Here is a 17597-nt window from a genome sequence, read left to right as displayed (position 1 = left end):
CCGTCACGCAATGAAGCGCGCCAGCAGCACCACCAGAATTGCGCCGATCACCGCCATCGCCATCGAGTCGAGGAAGCGGTAGCCGGTGCTCGCCCGCCAGCCGGTGACGTGGACAATGCCCTGGCCGACCAGCATGCCGAGCAGGCCGACCACGGCATGGCGCAGGAAGCCGCCACCTCCGACGACCAGGCTGGCGATGAAGCCCGCGGCCGTGCCGAAGGCGACAGGCGGCAGGAGGCGATGCCAGTCGAGCGTCGGACCTCGCCGCGGCGGCAGGATCTCGACCTTCTCATCGGGCACGATCTTGTCGGGCTTGGCGGATTTGCGGGCGCGGCTCATCGGGCCGATATGGCTTGCACCATCGACAAATGCCAGCGCCCGCCGATCAGGCGACCAGCCGGGCGAGAAAGACCACGACGATCGCGCCGATCGTCGCGGTGACGATCTGCGAGATCAACGGATTGCCGATGCCGAGGCTGATGCCAAGGAACTGCAGCAGGAAGCTGCCGACGAAGGCACCGATCAGGCCGGTGATGATGTAGCGGATCAGCCCGCCGCCGCCCATGACGATGCTGGCGAGCCAGCCGGCAACCGCGCCGATGGCAATGGCAACGAGAACGGCACGAAGGTCCATGGCGATCCTCCCGAAACAATGACGTGAGGATCGCCGAGCTTATGTGAAGCGGATGTGAACGATGCGGCGCTTTCCCGTCATTGCGAGGAGCGCTGCGACGAAGCAATCCAGGGGCGGCAGAGCTCTACGCTCTGGATTGCTTCGCTGCGCTCGCAATGACGGAAGGACTCAGGCGTTCAGTACCTTGCCGTAAGCGTCGAGCACGGCCTCCTTCATCGTCTCCGACAGGGTCGGATGCGGGAAGATGGTGTGCATCAGCTCTTCCTCGGTGGTCTCGAGGTTCATCGCGACCACGAAGCCCTGGATCAGCTCGGTGACCTCGGCGCCGACCATGTGCGCGCCGAGCAGCTTGCCGGTCTTGGCGTCGAAGATCGTCTTGACCATGCCGCTGTCCTCACCGAGCGCCACGGCCTTGCCATTGGCGACGAAGTTGAAGCGGCCAACCTTGAGCTGGTGGCCGGCTTCCTTGGCCTTGGCCTCGGTCAGGCCGACGCTGGCGATCTGCGGGTGGCAATAGGTGCAGCCGGGGATCATCGCCTTGTCCATCGGATGCGGGTGCAGGCCCTTGATCGCCTCGACGCAAATCACCGCCTCGTGCTCGGCCTTGTGCGCCAGCATCGGCGGGCCGGCGACGTCGCCGATCGCGTAGATGCCCTTCACATTGGTGCGGCAGAGCCCGTCGATCGCGATCACGCCGCGATCGAGCTTCACACCGAGCGCCTCCAGACCGAGATTCTCGACATTGGCGACAACGCCGACGGCCGAGATCATCCGCTCGGCGGTGATCGTCTGCTTGTTGCCCTTGTCGTCCTCGATATGGGCCGTGACGGAGTTTGCACCTTTCTCGACCTTGGTGACCTTGGTCGAGGTCAGAATCTTCATGCCCTGCTTCTCGAAGGCCTTTCGCGCAAAGGCACCGATCTCGGCATCCTCGACGGGAACGACCTGCGGCATCACCTCGACCACTGTCACCTCGGCGCCGAGCGTGCGGTAGAAGGACGCGAACTCGATGCCGATCGCGCCCGAGCCCATCACCACCAGCGATTTCGGCATGGTCGGCGGCACCAGCGCCTCGAAATAGGTCCAGATCAGCTTACCGTCCGGCTCCAGCCCGGGCAGGACGCGCGGACGGGCGCCGGTCGCAACGATGATGTGGTCGGCGGTGTAGGTGCCCTCGCCCTTGGCGCCCTTCGGCACCGGCCCCTGCGGCTGCATCGCCGGCTTCTTGGTCGGCGCGACGATGATCGTGTTGGCCTTGCTGAGCTTGGCCTCGCCCCAGATCACGTCGACCTTGTTCTTCTTCATCAGGAACTGGACGCCGTTGTTCATCCTGACCGCGATGCCGCGCGAGCGCTTCACCACCGCCTCAAGATCGGCCTTGAATGAGCCTTCCAGCGTCAGCCCGTAGTCCTTGGCGTGCTGGCCGTAGTGCAGGATCTCGGCCGAGCGCAGCAGCGCCTTGGTCGGGATGCAGCCCCAGTTCGAACAGATGCCGGCGAGGTGCTCGCGCTCGACGATCGCCGTCTTGAAGCCGAGCTGCGCTGCGCGGATCGCCGCGACATAGCCGCCGGGGCCGGAGCCGATGATGATGATGTCGTAGTCAGCCATGGGAAATGCCTCGGCTCTTTCCGCCCACCGTGGGCAGTGTTGCTGTTGCGGGGCCAGGCCCCGGTCGAACCTCGTTCACGGGCCTGCGATCCGCAGCGCCGGCCCACGTGCCGGTAGCGGCAGGCCGAGCAGGCCGTCGACGACAGGCGCCAATGCCAGCCCGATTGCGCAGGTGTTCTCGGCGTCGAGATGGATGCCGTCCTCGCCGGTCACGGTCGCTACCGCCGCCGCATCGAAGAAGCTGACACCGATCTCGTCGGCGATGCGGCGATAATAGGTCGCCAGCAGCGCCATCTTCTCGGGCGCGCCCTCCATGAAGAAATTGGCCTCGTGCTCGGGATCATCGGGCCTGCGCACGACCGGCGGCGCAACGATCAGCACCTCGGGCACCGGCATGCCGGGCTCGACGGGCGGACGCTGCGCCACCTGCGCCAGCATCCGCATCGAACGGGCGACGTCGTAGGGCGCCAGCGAGTGCTGGCGTTGGCAGTCATTGGTGCCGAGCATCAGGATGACGAGATCCAGCGGCGCATGGCACTCGATGAAGAGCGGCAGCAGCGAGATGCCGGAGCGATAAGGCCGCAACGGATCCTCGAGCGCGATCCGGCGCCCGTTGAGCCCCTCCTCGATCACCGTAGCGTAGCCACCGAGCGCCTTCTCCAGAACGCGCGGCCAGCGTACGTCGTCGCCATGCCGCTCAGGCCGGTTGGCGATGCGGCCCCAGGTCAGGGAATCGCCGAAGGCGAGAATGCGGGCCTGGCGGGTCATCGCCGCCTCACGACAGAAATCACCGTCAGCTTTTCGATATCGCGCTTGCAAACGTGCAGGCCGCCCTCGCCGGCGCAAATTGCGACAGTATCGTCATTCGGACCGGAGCCGATGGTGATGGTATCGTCGTGCATCGAGTTCTCCCTTGCAGCGCCAGTCAGAGGAGATGGCCGGTGGCGGCTTTGACGCAATCCTCGTTGATCGTACCGAACTGCTTGTCAGCCTCATCGAACAGTTTGGCGAATTCGGGCTGTGACAGCTTCGCCGCCACCTCAGCGATCCGGTTCATCTGCCAGGTCAGGGCCGTGTAGCGCTCGCGCGCCACCTCGGCGTGGAAATTTGCGAGGAACGTGCCCAAGGCTCCGAATTGATAGGCAAGTCCTTTCAGCTCGACCGCCGCCATCGGGTTCGGATCGGCCATATTGGCCATCTCCGCCTTCAGCCTGAAGCGAAAGAAGATGTCGATCATTTCCTTGCAGGTCCGCAGGCTTTCCGTTCGCAGAACGTTGCGCTGAACGCTGTCGATGCCACGGGCATAGTTCAGGTTCTGCAGCAACGAGGCACCCAGCGACAGGAGCGCAATCACCACGGACACTGCGGCAAGACGCCTGCCGTCGGTCCGGTGATTGCGTTCATCGGCCATCGGGTTCCTTGCGCCCTCACACCAGCATCGCCATCGGCTTCTCGATATAGCCCTTGAACGCCTGGAGCAGCTCGGCGCCGAGCGCTCCGTCGACGGCACGATGGTCGGTCGAGAGCGTCACCGACATCACCGTCGCGACGGCCGGCTGGCCACCCTTGACGATGACGCGCTGTTCGCCGGCGCCGACGGCCAGGATCGTCGCATGCGGCGGGTTCACGACCGCGGCGAAGTCCTTGATGCCGAACATGCCGAGATTGGAAACGGCCGTAGTACCGCCCTGGTACTCCTCGGGCTTCAGCTTGCGCGCTTTAGCCCGTGCCGCCATGTCCTTCATCTCGTTGGAGATCTGGGAGAGCGTCTTGTGGCAGGCGTCGCGGATGATCGGCGTGATCAGCCCGCCCGGAATCGAGACCGCGACACCGACATCAGCGTGCTTGTGCTTCAGCATCGCGCCTTCGGTCCAGGAGACGTTGGCATCGGGCACCGCCTTCAAGGCGAGGGCGAGAGCCTTGATCACCATGTCGTTGACCGAAAGCTTGTAAGCCGGCTTGCCGTCCTTCTCGGGCGCCGCGGCATTGAGCTCGGCGCGCAGCTTGAGCAGCGCGTCGAGCTCGCAATCGAGCGTGGCGTAGAAATGCGGGATGGTCTGTTTGGCTTCGGTCAGGCGGCGCGCGATCGTCTTGCGCATGCCGTCATGCGGGATCTCTTCATAGGAGCCCGGCGCGAACAGCTTCTTGGTCTGCTCGTCCGAGGGGCCGGTCGCGAGCGGCGCGGCCGCAGGCTTCGGCGCGGCAGGAGCGCCGGCTGCAGAAGCAGGCGCGGCCTTGGCCGCCCCGCCCTGCTTGGCGGCCTCGATGTCCTTTTCGACGATACGGCCATGCGGGCCCGAGCCCTGGACCTTGCCGAGGTCGATGCCGGCGTCCTTGGCGAGGCGGCGTGCCAGCGGCGAGGCAAAGGGGCGATCACCCGAGACTGGTTTGCCACCGGTGTTCAAGCCGGATTCCGCGGTGACCTGCGGCGTCGATTCAGGCTTGGCTTCGGCCTTCGGCGCAGGCGCGTCCGGCTTGGCGGCTCCGGCCTTGGGCGCATCGGCCTTGGCTGGCGCGGAGACGCTCTTGGCATCCTCACCCTCGCCCGCGATCACGCCGATCACCTCGTTGACGGCGACGTCGGCGGTGCCTTCAGGCACGACGATCTTGGCGAGGACGCCCTCGTCGACCGCCTCGACCTCCATGGTCGCCTTGTCGGTCTCGATCTCGGCGATGATGTCGCCGGACTTGATGGCGTCACCCTCCTTCTTCAGCCACTTGGCGAGATTGCCCTTCTCCATCGTCGGAGAGAGCGCGGGCATCAGGATGTTCACGGGCATGGCTGGAGGCTCGCTTTTTCCAATGCGATGAACAGCATGCGGCGGATGACGCCCATGCCGAAACTGACGGAGACAAGAACGAAGGCGATATAGTCGAGATGCTCCAGCGCCGTTCCGGCCAGCGTCGTGCCGGCCATGAGTTCGGGCGCGAAAGCCTGGACGCTTTCCGGAATCAGCGTCAGCACGCCGGCGGCGGCGAGCACGAAGGAGAGCACGTCGACACGGTGCAGATAGAGCCGCGTCGTGGCGAGGTCTTTCGGTGTCAGCGGGCGCGGCGCCAACCGTTTGCGGGGCCGGACATAGGCATAGCTCGCCAGCCCCCCGATCGCCGCGAGGCCGACCGAAACCAGCATGGCTCCGATCGTCACCTGCATGGTCAGGCCCGGTAGCAGACGGCCTTGGCCGCCGCGACGACCTCGCCGATATTCGGCAGCGCCAGCTTCTCGAGATTGGCGGCGTAGGGCATCGGCACGTCCTTGCCGGTGACGCGCGCGACGGGCGCGTCGAGATAATCGAAGGCCGCCTCCATGATCTTCATCCCGATCTCGGCGGTGATGCCGGACTGCGGGAAGCCTTCCTCGACCGCGACGCAGCGATTGGTCTTCTGCACCGAGGCGATGACCGTCTCGATATCCATCGGCCGGATGGTGCGCAGGTCGATGACCTCGGCCTCGATGCCTTCCTTGGCCAGCGCTTCGGCCGCGCCGAGCGCATAGGTCATGCCGATGCCGAACGAGACGATGGTGACGTCGCTGCCCGGACGCACCACCTTGGCCTTGCCGATCGGAATCGTGAAATCATCGCCCTTCGGCACGTCGAAGGAGCGGCCGTAGAGGATCTCGTTTTCGAGGAAGATGATCGGATTCGGATCGCGGATCGCGCTCTTGAGCAACCCTTTCGCATCGGAAGCGCTGTAAGGCATCACCACCTTGAGGCCGGGCACGTTCGAGTACCAGGCGGCGTAGTCGTGGCTGTGCTGCGCGCCGACGCGGGCGGCGGCGCCGTTGGGGCCGCGGAAGACGATCGGGCAGCCCATCTGGCCGCCGGACATGTAGAGCGTCTTGGCGGCCGAGTTGATGATGTGGTCGATCGCCTGCATGGCGAAGTTGAAGGTCATGAACTCGACGATCGGCTTCAGGCCGGTCAGCGCCGCGCCGACGCCGATGCCGGCGAAGCCGTGCTCTGTGATCGGGGTGTCGATCACGCGGCGTGCGCCGAATTCCTGCAGCAGCCCCTGCGTGACCTTGTAGGCGCCCTGGTACTCGGCGACCTCCTCGCCCATGACGAAGACGTCGGCATCGCGACGCATCTCCTCCGCCATGGCGTCGCGCAGCGCCTCGCGCACCGTCATCGAGACGATCTCGGCGCCAGCCGGGAATTCGGAGGAGGCGTCGTAGGACTTCGCCTGTGCCGGAACGCTCGCGGCCGCGGCGGGAGCCGGGCTGGCAGGCGCTTCGGCCGGTGCCGCCGGTGCGGGAGCTTCCGCCGCCTGCGGAGCCGGGGCCGCCTTGGCAGCACCGTTCGCGGCGGCGGATACGTCCTCGCCATCGGCGGCGATCAGACCGATCAGCGTGTTGACCGCGACGTTCTCGGTGCCATCCGCGATCAGGATCTTCGCCAGCACGCCTTCATCGACCGCCTCGACCTCCATGGTCGCCTTGTCGGTCTCGATCTCGGCGATGATGTCACCGGCCTTGATCTTGTCGCCCTCGGCTTTCAGCCATTTGGCGAGCTTGCCCTGTTCCATGGTCGGCGACAGGGCGGGCATCAGAATGTCGATCGGCATTTACGCACCCGGATTTCTGGGATGGCCGCGAGGGCTGAAAGGGCGGGGAGGATCGAGCGCGGCCTTCAGGCCTGCGCCGGCTCCAGCAGGATGTCGGTCCAGAGCTCGGAGACGTCCGGCTCGGGATCATGGGTCGCGAATTCGGCGGCGTCGTTGACGATCTCGCGGACCTTGGCGTCGATCGTCTTGAGTTCGTCCTCGCCGACCTTGTGCTCGCGGGTCAGGCGGGCGCGAACCTGCTCGATCGGGTCGTGCTCCTCGCGCATGCGCTGGACCTCGTCCTTCGAGCGATACTTCGCCGGATCGGACATGGAATGGCCGCGATAGCGGTAGGTCTGCATTTCCAGGATGTAGGGACCCTTGCCGGAGCGGGCATGCTCGATGGCGCGGCTCGCCGCCTCGCGCACGGCCCGGACGTCCATGCCGTCGACCTGCTCGCCCGGAATGCCGAAGGAGACGCCGCGCTTGGAGAAATCGGTCTGGGCCGAGGCGCGGTTGACCGCGGTGCCCATGGCGTAGCGGTTGTTCTCGATCACGAACACGACCGGCAGCTTCCAGAGCTCGGCCATGTTGAAGCTCTCATAGACCTGGCCCTGATTGGCCGCGCCGTCGCCGAAATAGGCCATCGATACGCGCCCGTCCTGGCGATACCAGTTGGCGAAGCCGAGGCCGGCGCCGAGCGAAACCTGGGCGCCGACGATGCCGTGGCCGCCATAGAAATTCTTCTCGCGGCTGAACATGTGCATCGAGCCGCCCTTGCCGTGCGAATAGCCGCCGCGCCGGCCGGTGAGCTCGGCCATCACGCCACGCGATTCCATGCCGCAAGCCAGCATGTGGCCGTGGTCGCGATAGCCGGTGATGACCTGGTCGCCCTCCTTGGAGGCCATCTGCATGCCGATGACCACGGCTTCCTGGCCGATATAGAGATGGCAGAAGCCGCCGATCAGGCCCATGCCGTACATCTGGCCCGCCTTCTCCTCGAAGCGGCGGATCAGCAGCATCTCGCGATAGGCGTGGAGGTCTTCGTCCTTGTTGAAGGTCGGGACGTTCGAAAGCGTCTTGGTCGCACCTTTCGAAGCGCTCTTTGCTGGCGCCTTTGCGGCCGCCTTCGCAGGCGCCCCTGCTTTCGTCTTCCGTGCGGCAATGGCCATGAACGGTCCTCCCGAGCTCTACTGCTTTGGTTGTAGAGGAAGCCCCAGACCTTGGCGAGACGGGTATCTCGCACTGCAACATAGGCTAACTATCTGTTGTATCTGAGATAATGTAATTTAACCGATTATCGGTTAATCGATCTTTTTGCGACCATTGACGTTGGGAAAGCCGGCTCAGCGCCGCTTTCGACCAGGACCTCGCAGCCGATCGGTAAAGCTGTTTTCCAAGTTGGAACGTCGGCTCGCTGGCCACGCCTCAAGGGCACGGCCGGGGCTTCAACGCCCCATGACGACGACGTCGTTGCGATGGATGCGCCCGAGCACGGCACGCGCCCTTTCCTCGAGCAGGTCGCGATCGATGGCCTCGTCGCGCATCAGGCCCAGGCGCTTCTCCCAGTCCTGCCGCTCGCCGTTCAGGCTGGCGAGTTCCGCTTCCATCTCGCCGAGCTTCTCGCGCAGGCCAGCCGAGGTCTCGAGCCCGCGCGCGCCGTGCTGCGCGTGGAACAGGAAATAGCCGACCACGGCGCTCGACACGAGATAGAGCGCGAGCGTGACGAGGACGGAACGGAGACCGCGGCGGATGACCATGCCGTCACGGTAGAGTCGCTTGGTTGATGCGCCGTTAACGATGGGCGCCGATCACGATCAAGGCCGGGTCGTCCGGAGCTCGCTCTCCTTGCCCCAGCGTGATCAGATCGGCTTCGAGCCGGCGCGCGATCGGCAACCGATAGTGCAGAGGATCCCAGTAGTTGGAATCCTCGCGGGTCAACCCCGACGGATGGGTGTAGTCGGCGACCACTGCCTTTTGACGTGCCGCGATCGCCGCGATCTGCGCCTTGCAGGCATCGAAGCGCTGCCAGGCCACGCTGCCTTCGCGCGGCATCGCGCCGGCATGTACCGGGGGCAGCACGATCAGACGCCGCGTCGATGCCGGAAATGCGGCGAGTCCCTGCTCCAGCCAGGCGAGTGCCGGGAAGCGCCAGCTCGCGCGCTCGGCAGCCGACACCTCGGCGGCAGGTGCTTGAGGCGCCAGATCAGGCACTTTACCGCCATGGCTGCGATAGAGATGGAAGCGCGCGCGAGCGAGATCGTACGTCTCTTCGGGCGGGGTGAAGACCTCGTAGCCGTCGCTGCGCAGGCGCTCCGGCTGCAGGCCGAGCCGGTGGGCGGCCAGGCGCAGCGCGATCTCCAGCGTGGTGACGTTGAGCTGCTTTGGCCAGTTGTACCAGGCGCTGTCGTCATAGAGCCAGGGCGGGAATGGCCGCGGCGTCAACCGGCGCGCCTCCTCGGCCGCATCCGCTTCGCACCAGGTCTGGTCGATACCCCAGATCACGACCTTCGGGGCCGAAACCTTGCGCGCGAACAGGCCGGCGATCTGGCTCTGCTCCCAGGGCGTCGCGGCGTTCATGCCGAGATTGGCGAAGCGGGCGGACAACCCATTCGACAGAATCTGCGGATCGAGCAGACGCAGCGTCGACGTGCCGAACACGGCCGAATCGAAAGCGCCCGATCTGACGATCTGTGGGTACATGAAGCGCTGGTTGAGATCCATCAGCGGCCGCGCGGGCTCGCCGGCCTGCAGGCGCGCACCATAGGGATCGAGCACGACGATGAAGCCGAGCAGCAAGGCCGTCAGCGTCACGGCGGCAAGCGCGAACGCCGTGGTCCAGCCGCGCCAGTATTGCGGTGCGCTGCTCGACGCTGCTCCGGTTGCACGCTCGTTCGCCATCGGCACGGCTTCTGCCACGATGCGCCCGCCGGAACAATGTTGACCGGCGCGCGCCACCTGCCTATGTCAGCGCACCAGAGCAGACTGAATTGGTGCGCTGCATGATCGTTTCGCTGATCGAGCGAACGGGAAGCGCGCCGGTGAGGGCGGGTAGCTCAGTGGTAGAGCACGTGACTTTTAATCATGTGGTCGAGGGTTCGATCCCCTCCCCGCTCACCAACACAAGATGTTGATTCTGCTAATAAAATGGAACCAAATCAGCTGGAATGATGCGATGTCTCGCGACGCTGGGAAGCCGGCCGCGTCTCGCACTTGGGGCGATAACATTCCCGGAATGTTCACGGCGCCGGTCGCGCCGGTGGCAGGAATCGGGTGCCGCCGAAGCGGCGTTCGCGCAGCTCCCGGAAGGATCATCCCGCGGCACAAGGCAGCTCGCCGCGATGCAGGCAGGACCTGTCGACATTCGCGCGCGGCCGCTACAGCTTCGTGATGGTGCGATGGAACGATTGGTAGTCGCCTTCAGCGGGGAAGATGATCCGCGGCGTGTTTTCGACCCAGAGTATCTTGCCGATGAAGCGCCGCCCAGCCGGGCCGGCCGGTGCCGCGTACCAGAGATGATTCAGGATCTCGCCCCATAGCGAGCCTTTGCCCGGCTCGCTCGCCCATGCGTCGCTGGCCGCATGATGCTGATTATAAGGATCGTGCGGATCGAATGCCGGATATTCAACCTCGACCAGGAGCGCGCCGGCGCCGCGCATTCCACGGAGCCGATTTTTCGCGTTCTTGTTCGCATCCGGAATGACGAAGCCGAGTTCCTCCTCGTATCCGAAGAACAGCTTGTAGCGCTTCTTCTCCGCGTTGTGGCTGCTGGCGGCTTTGCGTCCCAACGCCTCGATGGTCATGCGGCTTGGGTTGAAGGTGACATAGATCTGGGGGACCTTCGGCGCGTCGATGCCCGAGCCGCCGAAGGCGCGCCCAATGCTGCGAAGCACCGGCTCGCTCTTGCCGATACTGCAGCCTCGAATAATGATTTTCGGATCCCGCTTGATCGCCGCCGCCTTCTTGGCGATACGCGCCAATTCGTCGTCGTCCACGCCCGCCGGAGCATCGATTTTCGGCTTCTCTTTACGACGGAAGCTCTCGGCCGCCGACGCGATCGCGTTCATGAGCTCGATGAAGGACTTGGCGTCGCCGGGTATGCCTGTCCTCCTGGACAGGTTGATCGCAAGCCCGCCGTCATGACCATGGCAGACGATCAGGTTGTGTGCGGCATGGCTGGCCGCGATCTGCTCGATGAGCTGTTCGATCGTAGAGAAGCGCGACTGTTGACGGACCGGGATGAGTTCCGTGCCGAAACTGTCCTGCGGGCAGCGGGTATAATATTGCCCGGGAATATTTCCCAACGACGTATGGATATGGGCGCTGATCGGCATGAGGAATCCTCCGGGGGATGCCGCCAGCATGAGGCAAGGCGAGACGCCGGAAGTCCTTCATTTGGATGGGCAGGCCGCCCTGCGCTACCGTCTCAGCCCAGACGTTCGCCTATGCCGCCCGGCGGCTTCCCCCGCAGCTGCCGCAGAGGTCTTCCACCGAAGGATTGGCCTCCCGACGGTGCGATCACTCCGCCATAACCGTCGAGCTCCCAGCAGCGCCAGCGCTGGTAGTCGGCTGCCGTCGTCCCTTCCGAGCAGACGCGCCATTGCGAGCGCTCCCAGAAGGCTGCGGCGGGGACGGTTGTCGCGATCATGCCGAGGGCAGCGAGGCTCAGAAGCGTGAGATTCCTGCGCATCCAGGCTCCGAGCTCTCATGGCGGCCCGCCAGCAACGCACACAGGCCTTACCGAAGCACTAAGCCGACAGGCGCCCCACGCTTCCGTCCCCATCAAACGGCAGGCGCATGCTCCCTATACGCGAACCAAAACGCCGTTTCCGCGTTGTTCGATCATTCCGCACGTGCGGACATGACAGGAGGAAATACGATGTACAAGCGTCACGTTGCATTGACGGCCATCGGCGGCGTCATGCTTGCCGCCGCTGCTGTTGCGCAGACCAGCGCGCCCTCGAACCAGCCACCGAGCCCGCAGCCGACCGCGCCGGCGACCAGCGCACCGGCCGCGCCGGCGCCGGCCAAGGAGACAGCCAAGGTTCCCGAAAACAACCTCGCCGGCCAGGGCAAGTGGCGGGCGTCGAAGCTGATGGGCGTCGATATCTACGGCCCCGACAACAAGAAGGTCGGCGACGTCACCGAGGTGGTGTTCGACAAGACCGGCAAGATCGAGATCGTCACCGTCGGCGTCGGCGGCTTCCTCGGCATCGGCACCAAGGATGTCGCGATCCCGTTCGAGCAGGTGCAGTGGAGCGAGGAGCCGATGGTCACTCCCGTCCCGGCTCCTGCGGGCGGAACGGGCGCTGCCGGCAGTACCGCGATGAACGCGCCGCCGGCCGCCAAGAAGGGCTCGGAGATGTATCCGGACCACGGCAAGATCACGATGACCAAGGAGCAGCTCACTTCCGCTCCGGCCGTGACTTACGCCGCCCGCTAGAACGGCCCGACAAGGCTCACTGAAGGCCCGCCCTCTCCAGGGCGGGCTTTTTTTCGCCGGACGGTCTCAGTCGTGGATCTCGGCCAGCACGCCTGGGAGTGCCTCCGGCAGGTCGTCTGCGATCAAACCCATGCCGCCCTCCTCGCCGGCGCGCCCATGCAGCCAGACTGCGGCGCAGGCCGCCTCGAACCCCGGCATCTTCTGCGCCAGCAGGCCGGCGACGATCCCGCCGAGGACGTCGCCGGAGCCGGCCGTGGCCAAGGCGGGAGAGCCGGTGCCGTTGATCGCAGCGCGCCCATCAGGCGCGGCGATGACGGTATCCGCCCCCTTGAGGACGACAACCGCTCCCATCAGTCGGGCGGCGCGGCGTGCCCGCTCGAGCTTGCCGCGTTCGGGCTCGAAGCCCGCGACATCGGCGACGAGGCGCTTGAACTCGCCCTCATGTGGCGTCAGCACCGCCGGCCCCGCGCGCTGCTGCAGCAGATCGGTGAAGGCTGGCCGCTGCGCGCCGATATGAGTCAGCGCATCGGCATCAAAGACGCAAGGCCGGTCGCTGCGCAGCGCTGCCGCCACCCAGGACCGCGCTTCATCGTCGAGGCCGAGCGCCGGCCCGATCAAAAGCGCGTCGACCTTGCCCGCGGACAGCATCGCCTCGAAGGCCGCGGGGTCGGCCGCCGCGCGTTGCATCAGGGCATCGGGGCCGCGCGCCGCATGCGCAGCCAGTGCCTCTGGCCGGCAGATGATCGTCGCGAGCCCCGCGCCGATACGCAGCGCTGCACGGGCACCGAGCCGCGGCGCTCCGACACCGGACAATCCGCCCGCCGCGACTGCAACTGCACCGCGGGCATATTTGTGAACGCCTGCGTCATGGTCCGGCCAATGAGCACGCCAGAGGCCTGGAGCGTTGCGGAAGGTCGATGGCGTGATCCTGTCCGGTGCGAAGATGGTCTCGGGCCGGATGCCGATATCGGCCAAGGTGACAACACCGCAGAGCGATCGGCCAGGCTGGAGCAGATGGCCGGGCTTCAGCCGGAAAAAGGTCACGGTCTCGGCGGCGCGGATAGCGGGGCCATCCGCGAGCCCGGTATCGCCATGGACCCCGCTCGGCACGTCGACGCAAACGACGGTTCGGCCGGCGGCGTTGACCTGCTCGACCAGTGCCGCGAGTTCGCCGGAGATCGCACGGCTGAGCCCGGCGCCGAACAGGGCGTCGACCACGAGGCCATGTCGGGCCGGGTCGATTCGACCGGCCGCCGCGACCGGGCCTGTCCAGCCCTGCGCCGCCAGCGCGGCGTCACCCTTCAAGGCGGCGGGGTCGGCGGCGAGCGCCAGCGTGACTCGGCAGCCGCGCTCCGCCAGCAGGCGAGCTGCGACGAAGCCGTCACCGCCATTGTTGCCGGGGCCACACAGCACGAGGACGCTATGACCGGGGCGGATGCGCCGCATCACCGCGTCTGCGACCGCCTTGCCTGCCCTCTCCATCAGGACGACGCCCGGCGTGCCCGCCGCGATGGTCGCCGCATCTGCCGCCGCCATCTCGGCGACGCTGAGCAGAGCGAGGGGCGAGAGATCAGCAGCCATCGTCATCCAAGGATTGTCTGCTGGCGCGGGCGCCGAGGCAAGAATGCGGGCGATTCTCCTGTTTGCACGCGATATAGGCATCTGCATATTTTTTGGACTGTTTTTCGCCTCTTCAAGAGGCGGTTTGCCCCGGGGGGCGTCATGGCGGCCGGACTGCGCCGATGCTATGAGCAGCACAGGCGAGGTTTTTGCTGGACGCGCCGAGGTTGATCCGGGCCGGCCGCCATGGTCAGAACGGAAAAAGGCTGCGTACAGTGGTCGAAGGTCACGCCAAGGAGGTCGGTCGGCGCATGAAGAAGATCGAAGCGATCATCAAGCCCTTCAAGCTCGACGAGGTGAAGGAGGCGCTGCAGGAGGTTGGCCTCCAAGGCATCACGGTGCTCGAGGCGAAGGGTTTCGGCCGCCAGAAGGGGCATACCGAGCTCTATCGCGGCGCCGAATACGTGGTCGACTTCCTGCCGAAGGTGAAGATCGAGATTGTGCTGGCCGACGACATGGTCGAGCGCGCAATCGAAGCGATCAAGAAAGCCGCCCAGACCGGCCGGATCGGCGATGGCAAGATTTTTGTATCGAGCGTGGAGGGGGCGATCCGCATCCGCACCGGCGAGTCCGGCGCGGACGCGATCTGAGGATTTTTCCCATCCCCGAAGGAATGCGTGCGCCGGCGGAGCCCCGCAGGCAGCGTCTGTCGTGAGACCCTAGCAGTCGACAAAGGAAGTCGTGAGATGAAGAACGCCAAAGAGGTCCTGAAGGCGATCAAGGACAATGACGTCAAATACGTCGACTTCCGCTTCACCGATCCGCGCGGCAAGTGGCAGCACGTCACCTTCGACGTCTCGATGATCGACGAGGAGATTTTCGCCGAGGGCACGATGTTCGACGGCTCCTCGATCGCCGGCTGGAAGGCGATCAACGAGTCCGACATGCTGCTGATGCCCGACCCGTCGACGGCCTGCATCGACCCGTTCTTCTCGGCCTCGACCATGGTCATCAACTGCGACGTGCTCGAGCCGGCCACCGGCGAGCCCTATAGCCGCGATCCGCGCGGCATGGCCAAGAAGGCCGAGGCCTATCTGAAGTCGACCGGCATCGGCGACACCGTCTACGTCGGCCCCGAAGCCGAATTCTTCGTCTTCGACGACGTCAAGTTCTCGGCCGATCCGTACAACACCGGCTTCAAGCTCGACAGCGTCGAGCTGCCGATCAACGGCCAGACCGAATACGAGGGCGGCAATCTCGGCCACCGCATCGCGATCAAGGGCGGCTACTTCCCGGTTCCGCCGCAGGATTCGGCGCAGGACATGCGTGGCGAGATGCTCGCGGCCATGGCGGCCATGGGCGCCAAGGTCGAGAAGCACCACCACGAGGTCGCCTCGGCCCAGCACGAGCTCGGCCTGAAGTTCGACACGCTGACCCACATGGCCGACACCATGCAGGTCTATAAGTACGCGATCCACAACGTCGCGCAGAGCTACGGCAAGACCGCGACCTTCATGCCCAAGCCCGTCTATGGCGACAACGGCTCGGGCATGCACGTCCACCTGTCGATCTGGAAGGGTGGCAAGCCGCTCTTCGCCGGCAACAAATACGCCGACCTGTCGCAGGAGTGCCTGTGGTTCATCGGGGGCGTGATCAAGCACGCCAAGTCGCTGAACGCCTTCACCAACCCGTCGACCAACTCCTACAAGCGCCTGGTCCCGGGCTATGAGGCCCCGGTGCTGCTCGCCTATTCGGCGCGCAACCGCTCGGCCTCCTGCCGTATCCCGTGGACGACCTCGCCGAAGGCCAAGCGCGTCGAGGTTCGCTTCCCCGATCCGATGGCGAACCCCTACCTCGCCTTCGCCGCGCTGACGATGGCCGGCCTCGACGGCATCCTCAACAAGATCGATCCCGGCCCGGCGATGGACAAGGACCTCTACGACCTGCCGCCGCGCGAGCTGAAGAAGATCCCGACCGTCTGCGGCTCGCTGCGCGAGGCGCTCGATGCGCTCAAGAAGGACAACGCCTTCCTCAAGGCCGGCGGCGTCTTCACCGACGACTTCATCGAGAGCTATATCGAGCTCAAGATGCAGGACGTGGCGCGCTTCGAGATGACGCCGCACCCGGTCGAGTTCACGATGTACTATTCCTACTGAGCAGGTTTCCGGCCGGGCTTCGGGTCCGGACAGGATTTCCTCCTGGCTGCGGCGATCCGCAGTCCACCTTCGAACCGGGGCGGAAACGCCCCGGTTTTTTGCTGGAGCAACAGGCGCGGGCCAAGCCCGCCGCAGGCCGCTCAGAGATAGCGGTTATGGCCGAAGGTGACGCTGCCCACTGCGGTGGCGAGGTCGTTGCCGTATTCGGCCGTGCCGACCCGGTTCATCGTCGTGCCGGTGAAGACCGCGGGCACGATGCCGCCGATGCTGGCGCTGCGAACGATGTTGCCGGAGACCACGACCGATCGGCCTGCATTGGTGATCGCCTCGTTCGAGACGCCGATGCCGATGGCGACGCTGCGCACCAGATTGCCGGTGACGACGAGGTCCCGGGCACCGGTATTGATGCCCGCCATGATGCCGACACGCGTCGCTCCGTCGATCAGGTTGCCGGAGACCACGCAATCCTGCTCGACGACGATGCCGTTGCCGACCGTCGAGGGCGGATAGTAGCCGGGATCCGGGATCGGGTTGTCGATGATGTTCGAGAGGCGGTTGCCCTCGATGATGACGCTTCGCGAGACACCGTCATTGAACTGGCCGGAATTGCCGACGAGGATGCCGTTGCCGACGGTATCGAGGCTGTTGTTCGAGACGATGCAACCGGTCAGGTCGATACCGGGCCCGGGGGCTTCGATGAAAATCGCAACCTCTCGCGTGTTGTAGATGTTGTTGTTGCTGACATTGTGCAGCCCACCGCCATTGCAGCGAATGGCGGAATACTTCGTGTTGAAGATCTTGTTGTCGGTGATCGAGACGCCGATTGCCCGGAAGATGCTGATACCGTTACCGTTCTGCCCGGTTCCACCGGCGACGGTATCGATGCCATTGATGAAATTACCGGTGATCGTGGAGCTGTCTCCGGTGATGGTGTCGCGCCAGACCGCGATGCCGTTGTTCTGCATCACAGAGAGCGTATTGTTCAGAGCCTTGATCTGGGCGTTCTCGCTCCAGATTCCGATCGAATGCCGCTCGAATGTCGTCGATTGAATGACGGCCTCGGAACCGCTGGCGACATAGACACCGATGCCGGGCGAGTTCAGAATTCGGCAATTGTCGAAGCGGATCGCATGCGAGCCATTGGCTACCGCGATGAAGGCCGGGCGCCCGGACACGTAGTCGGTCAGAGGCCGATCCTGGCCATCGAAAACAACCCCTTCGAACTGGGCATAATTGTGCCCTTCGATTCTCAGGAAATTATTCACGCCATTGAAACGCAGGACCACCGATCCGAGAACCGCCCGCACCTTGAGCGGATTACCGCCACCATTTGTCGGAAGGACCGTAACCGTACCGGAATCGTAGACGCCGGGCTGGAAGAACAGAGGCCGCCCCTGACTGCGGGCAAAATCGAACACGGCCTGCAATCCGGTGAAGCTTGTCCACCCGGATGAAGCTGCAGCCGGACGCGCAACAACGGTATCGTCGAATAGGGCATAGGAAGGCATTGCAATTCCCTTCGTGAACAAAACAGGAACATAAATGGGCTTAAATTCCTATTTCGTCAAGCTCGCTCGAACATGACCGAGCTGCCACCGGCGCATGAGAGACGCGCTGCTTCGAATTAATCCGCTCTGGAAAAGCCGACCGT

Annotated in this window: 19 protein-coding genes and 1 tRNA gene; 4 read left to right on the top strand and 16 right to left on the bottom strand. The window is 65.0% G+C overall.

Annotated elements, in window-relative coordinates:
• Window positions 1–3 precede the first annotated feature (3 nt).
• The 12 genes from GV161_RS25565 to GV161_RS25510 form a co-directional block, all read right to left on the bottom strand.
• Window positions 4–339 (bottom strand): GlsB/YeaQ/YmgE family stress response membrane protein, encoded by a 336-nt coding sequence (locus tag GV161_RS25565; protein ID WP_152014698.1) that lies wholly within the window; start codon window positions 337–339, stop codon window positions 4–6.
• A 46-nt stretch (window positions 340–385) separates the two neighbouring features.
• Window positions 386–640: a GlsB/YeaQ/YmgE family stress response membrane protein gene (locus tag GV161_RS25560; RefSeq protein ID WP_201303111.1), complete on the bottom strand. Its 255-nt coding sequence runs from the start codon at window positions 638–640 to the stop codon at window positions 386–388.
• A 162-nt stretch (window positions 641–802) separates the two neighbouring features.
• A complete protein-coding gene (gene lpdA, locus GV161_RS25555) occupies window positions 803–2242 on the bottom strand; it encodes a dihydrolipoyl dehydrogenase (RefSeq protein ID WP_152014696.1) in 1440 nt (479 codons plus the stop codon).
• Window positions 2243–2317: 75 nt separating this feature from the next.
• A complete protein-coding gene (locus GV161_RS25550) occupies window positions 2318–3010 on the bottom strand; it encodes an SGNH/GDSL hydrolase family protein (RefSeq protein WP_152014695.1) in 693 nt (230 codons plus the stop codon).
• Complete coding sequence (locus tag GV161_RS25545) at window positions 3007–3144, bottom strand: hypothetical protein (protein WP_159650414.1); 138 nt, start codon at window positions 3142–3144, stop codon at window positions 3007–3009. Before GV161_RS25545 ends, GV161_RS25550 begins: the two co-directional genes overlap by 4 nt.
• Window positions 3145–3167: 23 nt before the next feature.
• A complete protein-coding gene (locus GV161_RS25540) occupies window positions 3168–3653 on the bottom strand; it encodes a hypothetical protein (protein ID WP_152014694.1) in 486 nt (161 codons plus the stop codon).
• A gap of 16 nt (window positions 3654–3669) precedes the next feature.
• Window positions 3670–5022: a pyruvate dehydrogenase complex dihydrolipoamide acetyltransferase gene (locus GV161_RS25535; protein ID WP_152014693.1), complete on the bottom strand. Its 1353-nt coding sequence runs from the start codon at window positions 5020–5022 to the stop codon at window positions 3670–3672.
• Window positions 5013–5396 carry a hypothetical protein gene (locus GV161_RS25530; RefSeq protein WP_152014692.1) on the bottom strand — a complete coding sequence of 128 codons (384 nt, stop codon included), beginning with the start codon at window positions 5394–5396 and terminating at the stop codon, window positions 5013–5015. The genes GV161_RS25535 and GV161_RS25530 overlap by 10 nt, the downstream gene beginning before the upstream one ends.
• A gap of 2 nt (window positions 5397–5398) precedes the next feature.
• The gene (locus tag GV161_RS25525; RefSeq protein WP_152014691.1) at window positions 5399–6808 is read right to left on the bottom strand and encodes a pyruvate dehydrogenase complex E1 component subunit beta; all 1410 of its coding nucleotides are present in this window, start codon (window positions 6806–6808) and stop codon (window positions 5399–5401) included.
• Between the two features lie 65 nt (window positions 6809–6873).
• A complete protein-coding gene (gene pdhA, locus GV161_RS25520) occupies window positions 6874–7959 on the bottom strand; it encodes a pyruvate dehydrogenase (acetyl-transferring) E1 component subunit alpha (RefSeq protein ID WP_152014690.1) in 1086 nt (361 codons plus the stop codon).
• 276 nt (window positions 7960–8235) lie between these two features.
• Window positions 8236–8547 (bottom strand): septum formation initiator family protein, encoded by a 312-nt coding sequence (locus tag GV161_RS25515; RefSeq protein ID WP_091829078.1) that lies wholly within the window; start codon window positions 8545–8547, stop codon window positions 8236–8238.
• A gap of 34 nt (window positions 8548–8581) precedes the next feature.
• Window positions 8582–9688: a hypothetical protein gene (locus GV161_RS25510; RefSeq protein WP_152014689.1), complete on the bottom strand. Its 1107-nt coding sequence runs from the start codon at window positions 9686–9688 to the stop codon at window positions 8582–8584.
• 144 nt (window positions 9689–9832) lie between these two features.
• Here GV161_RS25510 and GV161_RS25505 point away from each other — a divergent pair.
• Window positions 9833–9907 (top strand) — tRNA-Lys (locus GV161_RS25505).
• A gap of 257 nt (window positions 9908–10164) precedes the next feature.
• On the opposite strand, the gene GV161_RS25500 is transcribed toward GV161_RS25505, so the two are convergent.
• A complete protein-coding gene (locus GV161_RS25500) occupies window positions 10165–11121 on the bottom strand; it encodes a hypothetical protein (protein ID WP_152014688.1) in 957 nt (318 codons plus the stop codon).
• A gap of 92 nt (window positions 11122–11213) precedes the next feature.
• Window positions 11214–11477: a hypothetical protein gene (locus GV161_RS25495; RefSeq protein WP_159650412.1), complete on the bottom strand. Its 264-nt coding sequence runs from the start codon at window positions 11475–11477 to the stop codon at window positions 11214–11216.
• Between the two features lie 189 nt (window positions 11478–11666).
• Here GV161_RS25495 and GV161_RS25490 point away from each other — a divergent pair, with 189 nt between their 5' ends.
• Complete coding sequence (locus tag GV161_RS25490; RefSeq protein ID WP_159650410.1) at window positions 11667–12230, top strand: PRC-barrel domain-containing protein; 564 nt, start codon at window positions 11667–11669, stop codon at window positions 12228–12230.
• Between the two features lie 66 nt (window positions 12231–12296).
• Here GV161_RS25490 and GV161_RS25485 read toward each other — a convergent pair whose 3' ends face one another.
• The gene (locus tag GV161_RS25485) at window positions 12297–13811 is read right to left on the bottom strand and encodes an NAD(P)H-hydrate dehydratase (protein WP_152014965.1); all 1515 of its coding nucleotides are present in this window, start codon (window positions 13809–13811) and stop codon (window positions 12297–12299) included.
• 290 nt (window positions 13812–14101) lie between these two features.
• Here GV161_RS25485 and GV161_RS25480 point away from each other — a divergent pair, with 290 nt between their 5' ends.
• Both GV161_RS25480 and glnA read left to right on the top strand, forming a co-directional pair.
• Complete coding sequence (locus tag GV161_RS25480) at window positions 14102–14440, top strand: P-II family nitrogen regulator (RefSeq protein ID WP_057192756.1); 339 nt, start codon at window positions 14102–14104, stop codon at window positions 14438–14440.
• Window positions 14441–14536: 96 nt separating this feature from the next.
• Entirely contained in the window at window positions 14537–15946 is a 1410-nt protein-coding gene (gene glnA, locus GV161_RS25475; protein WP_152014686.1) for a type I glutamate--ammonia ligase, read from the top strand.
• Between the two features lie 140 nt (window positions 15947–16086).
• On the opposite strand, the gene GV161_RS25470 is transcribed toward glnA, so the two are convergent.
• Entirely contained in the window at window positions 16087–17364 is a 1278-nt protein-coding gene (locus GV161_RS25470) for a TIGR03808 family TAT-translocated repetitive protein (protein ID WP_159650408.1), read from the bottom strand.
• Between the last annotated feature and the right edge of the window lie 233 nt (window positions 17365–17597).

Origin of the sequence: Bosea sp. 29B (assembly GCF_902506165.1) — a bacterium.
GTDB lineage: Bacteria > Pseudomonadota > Alphaproteobacteria > Rhizobiales > Beijerinckiaceae > Allobosea.
The sequence above is the reverse complement of the archived record's forward strand: the minus strand, read 5'-3'. Positions and strand labels throughout refer to the sequence as shown.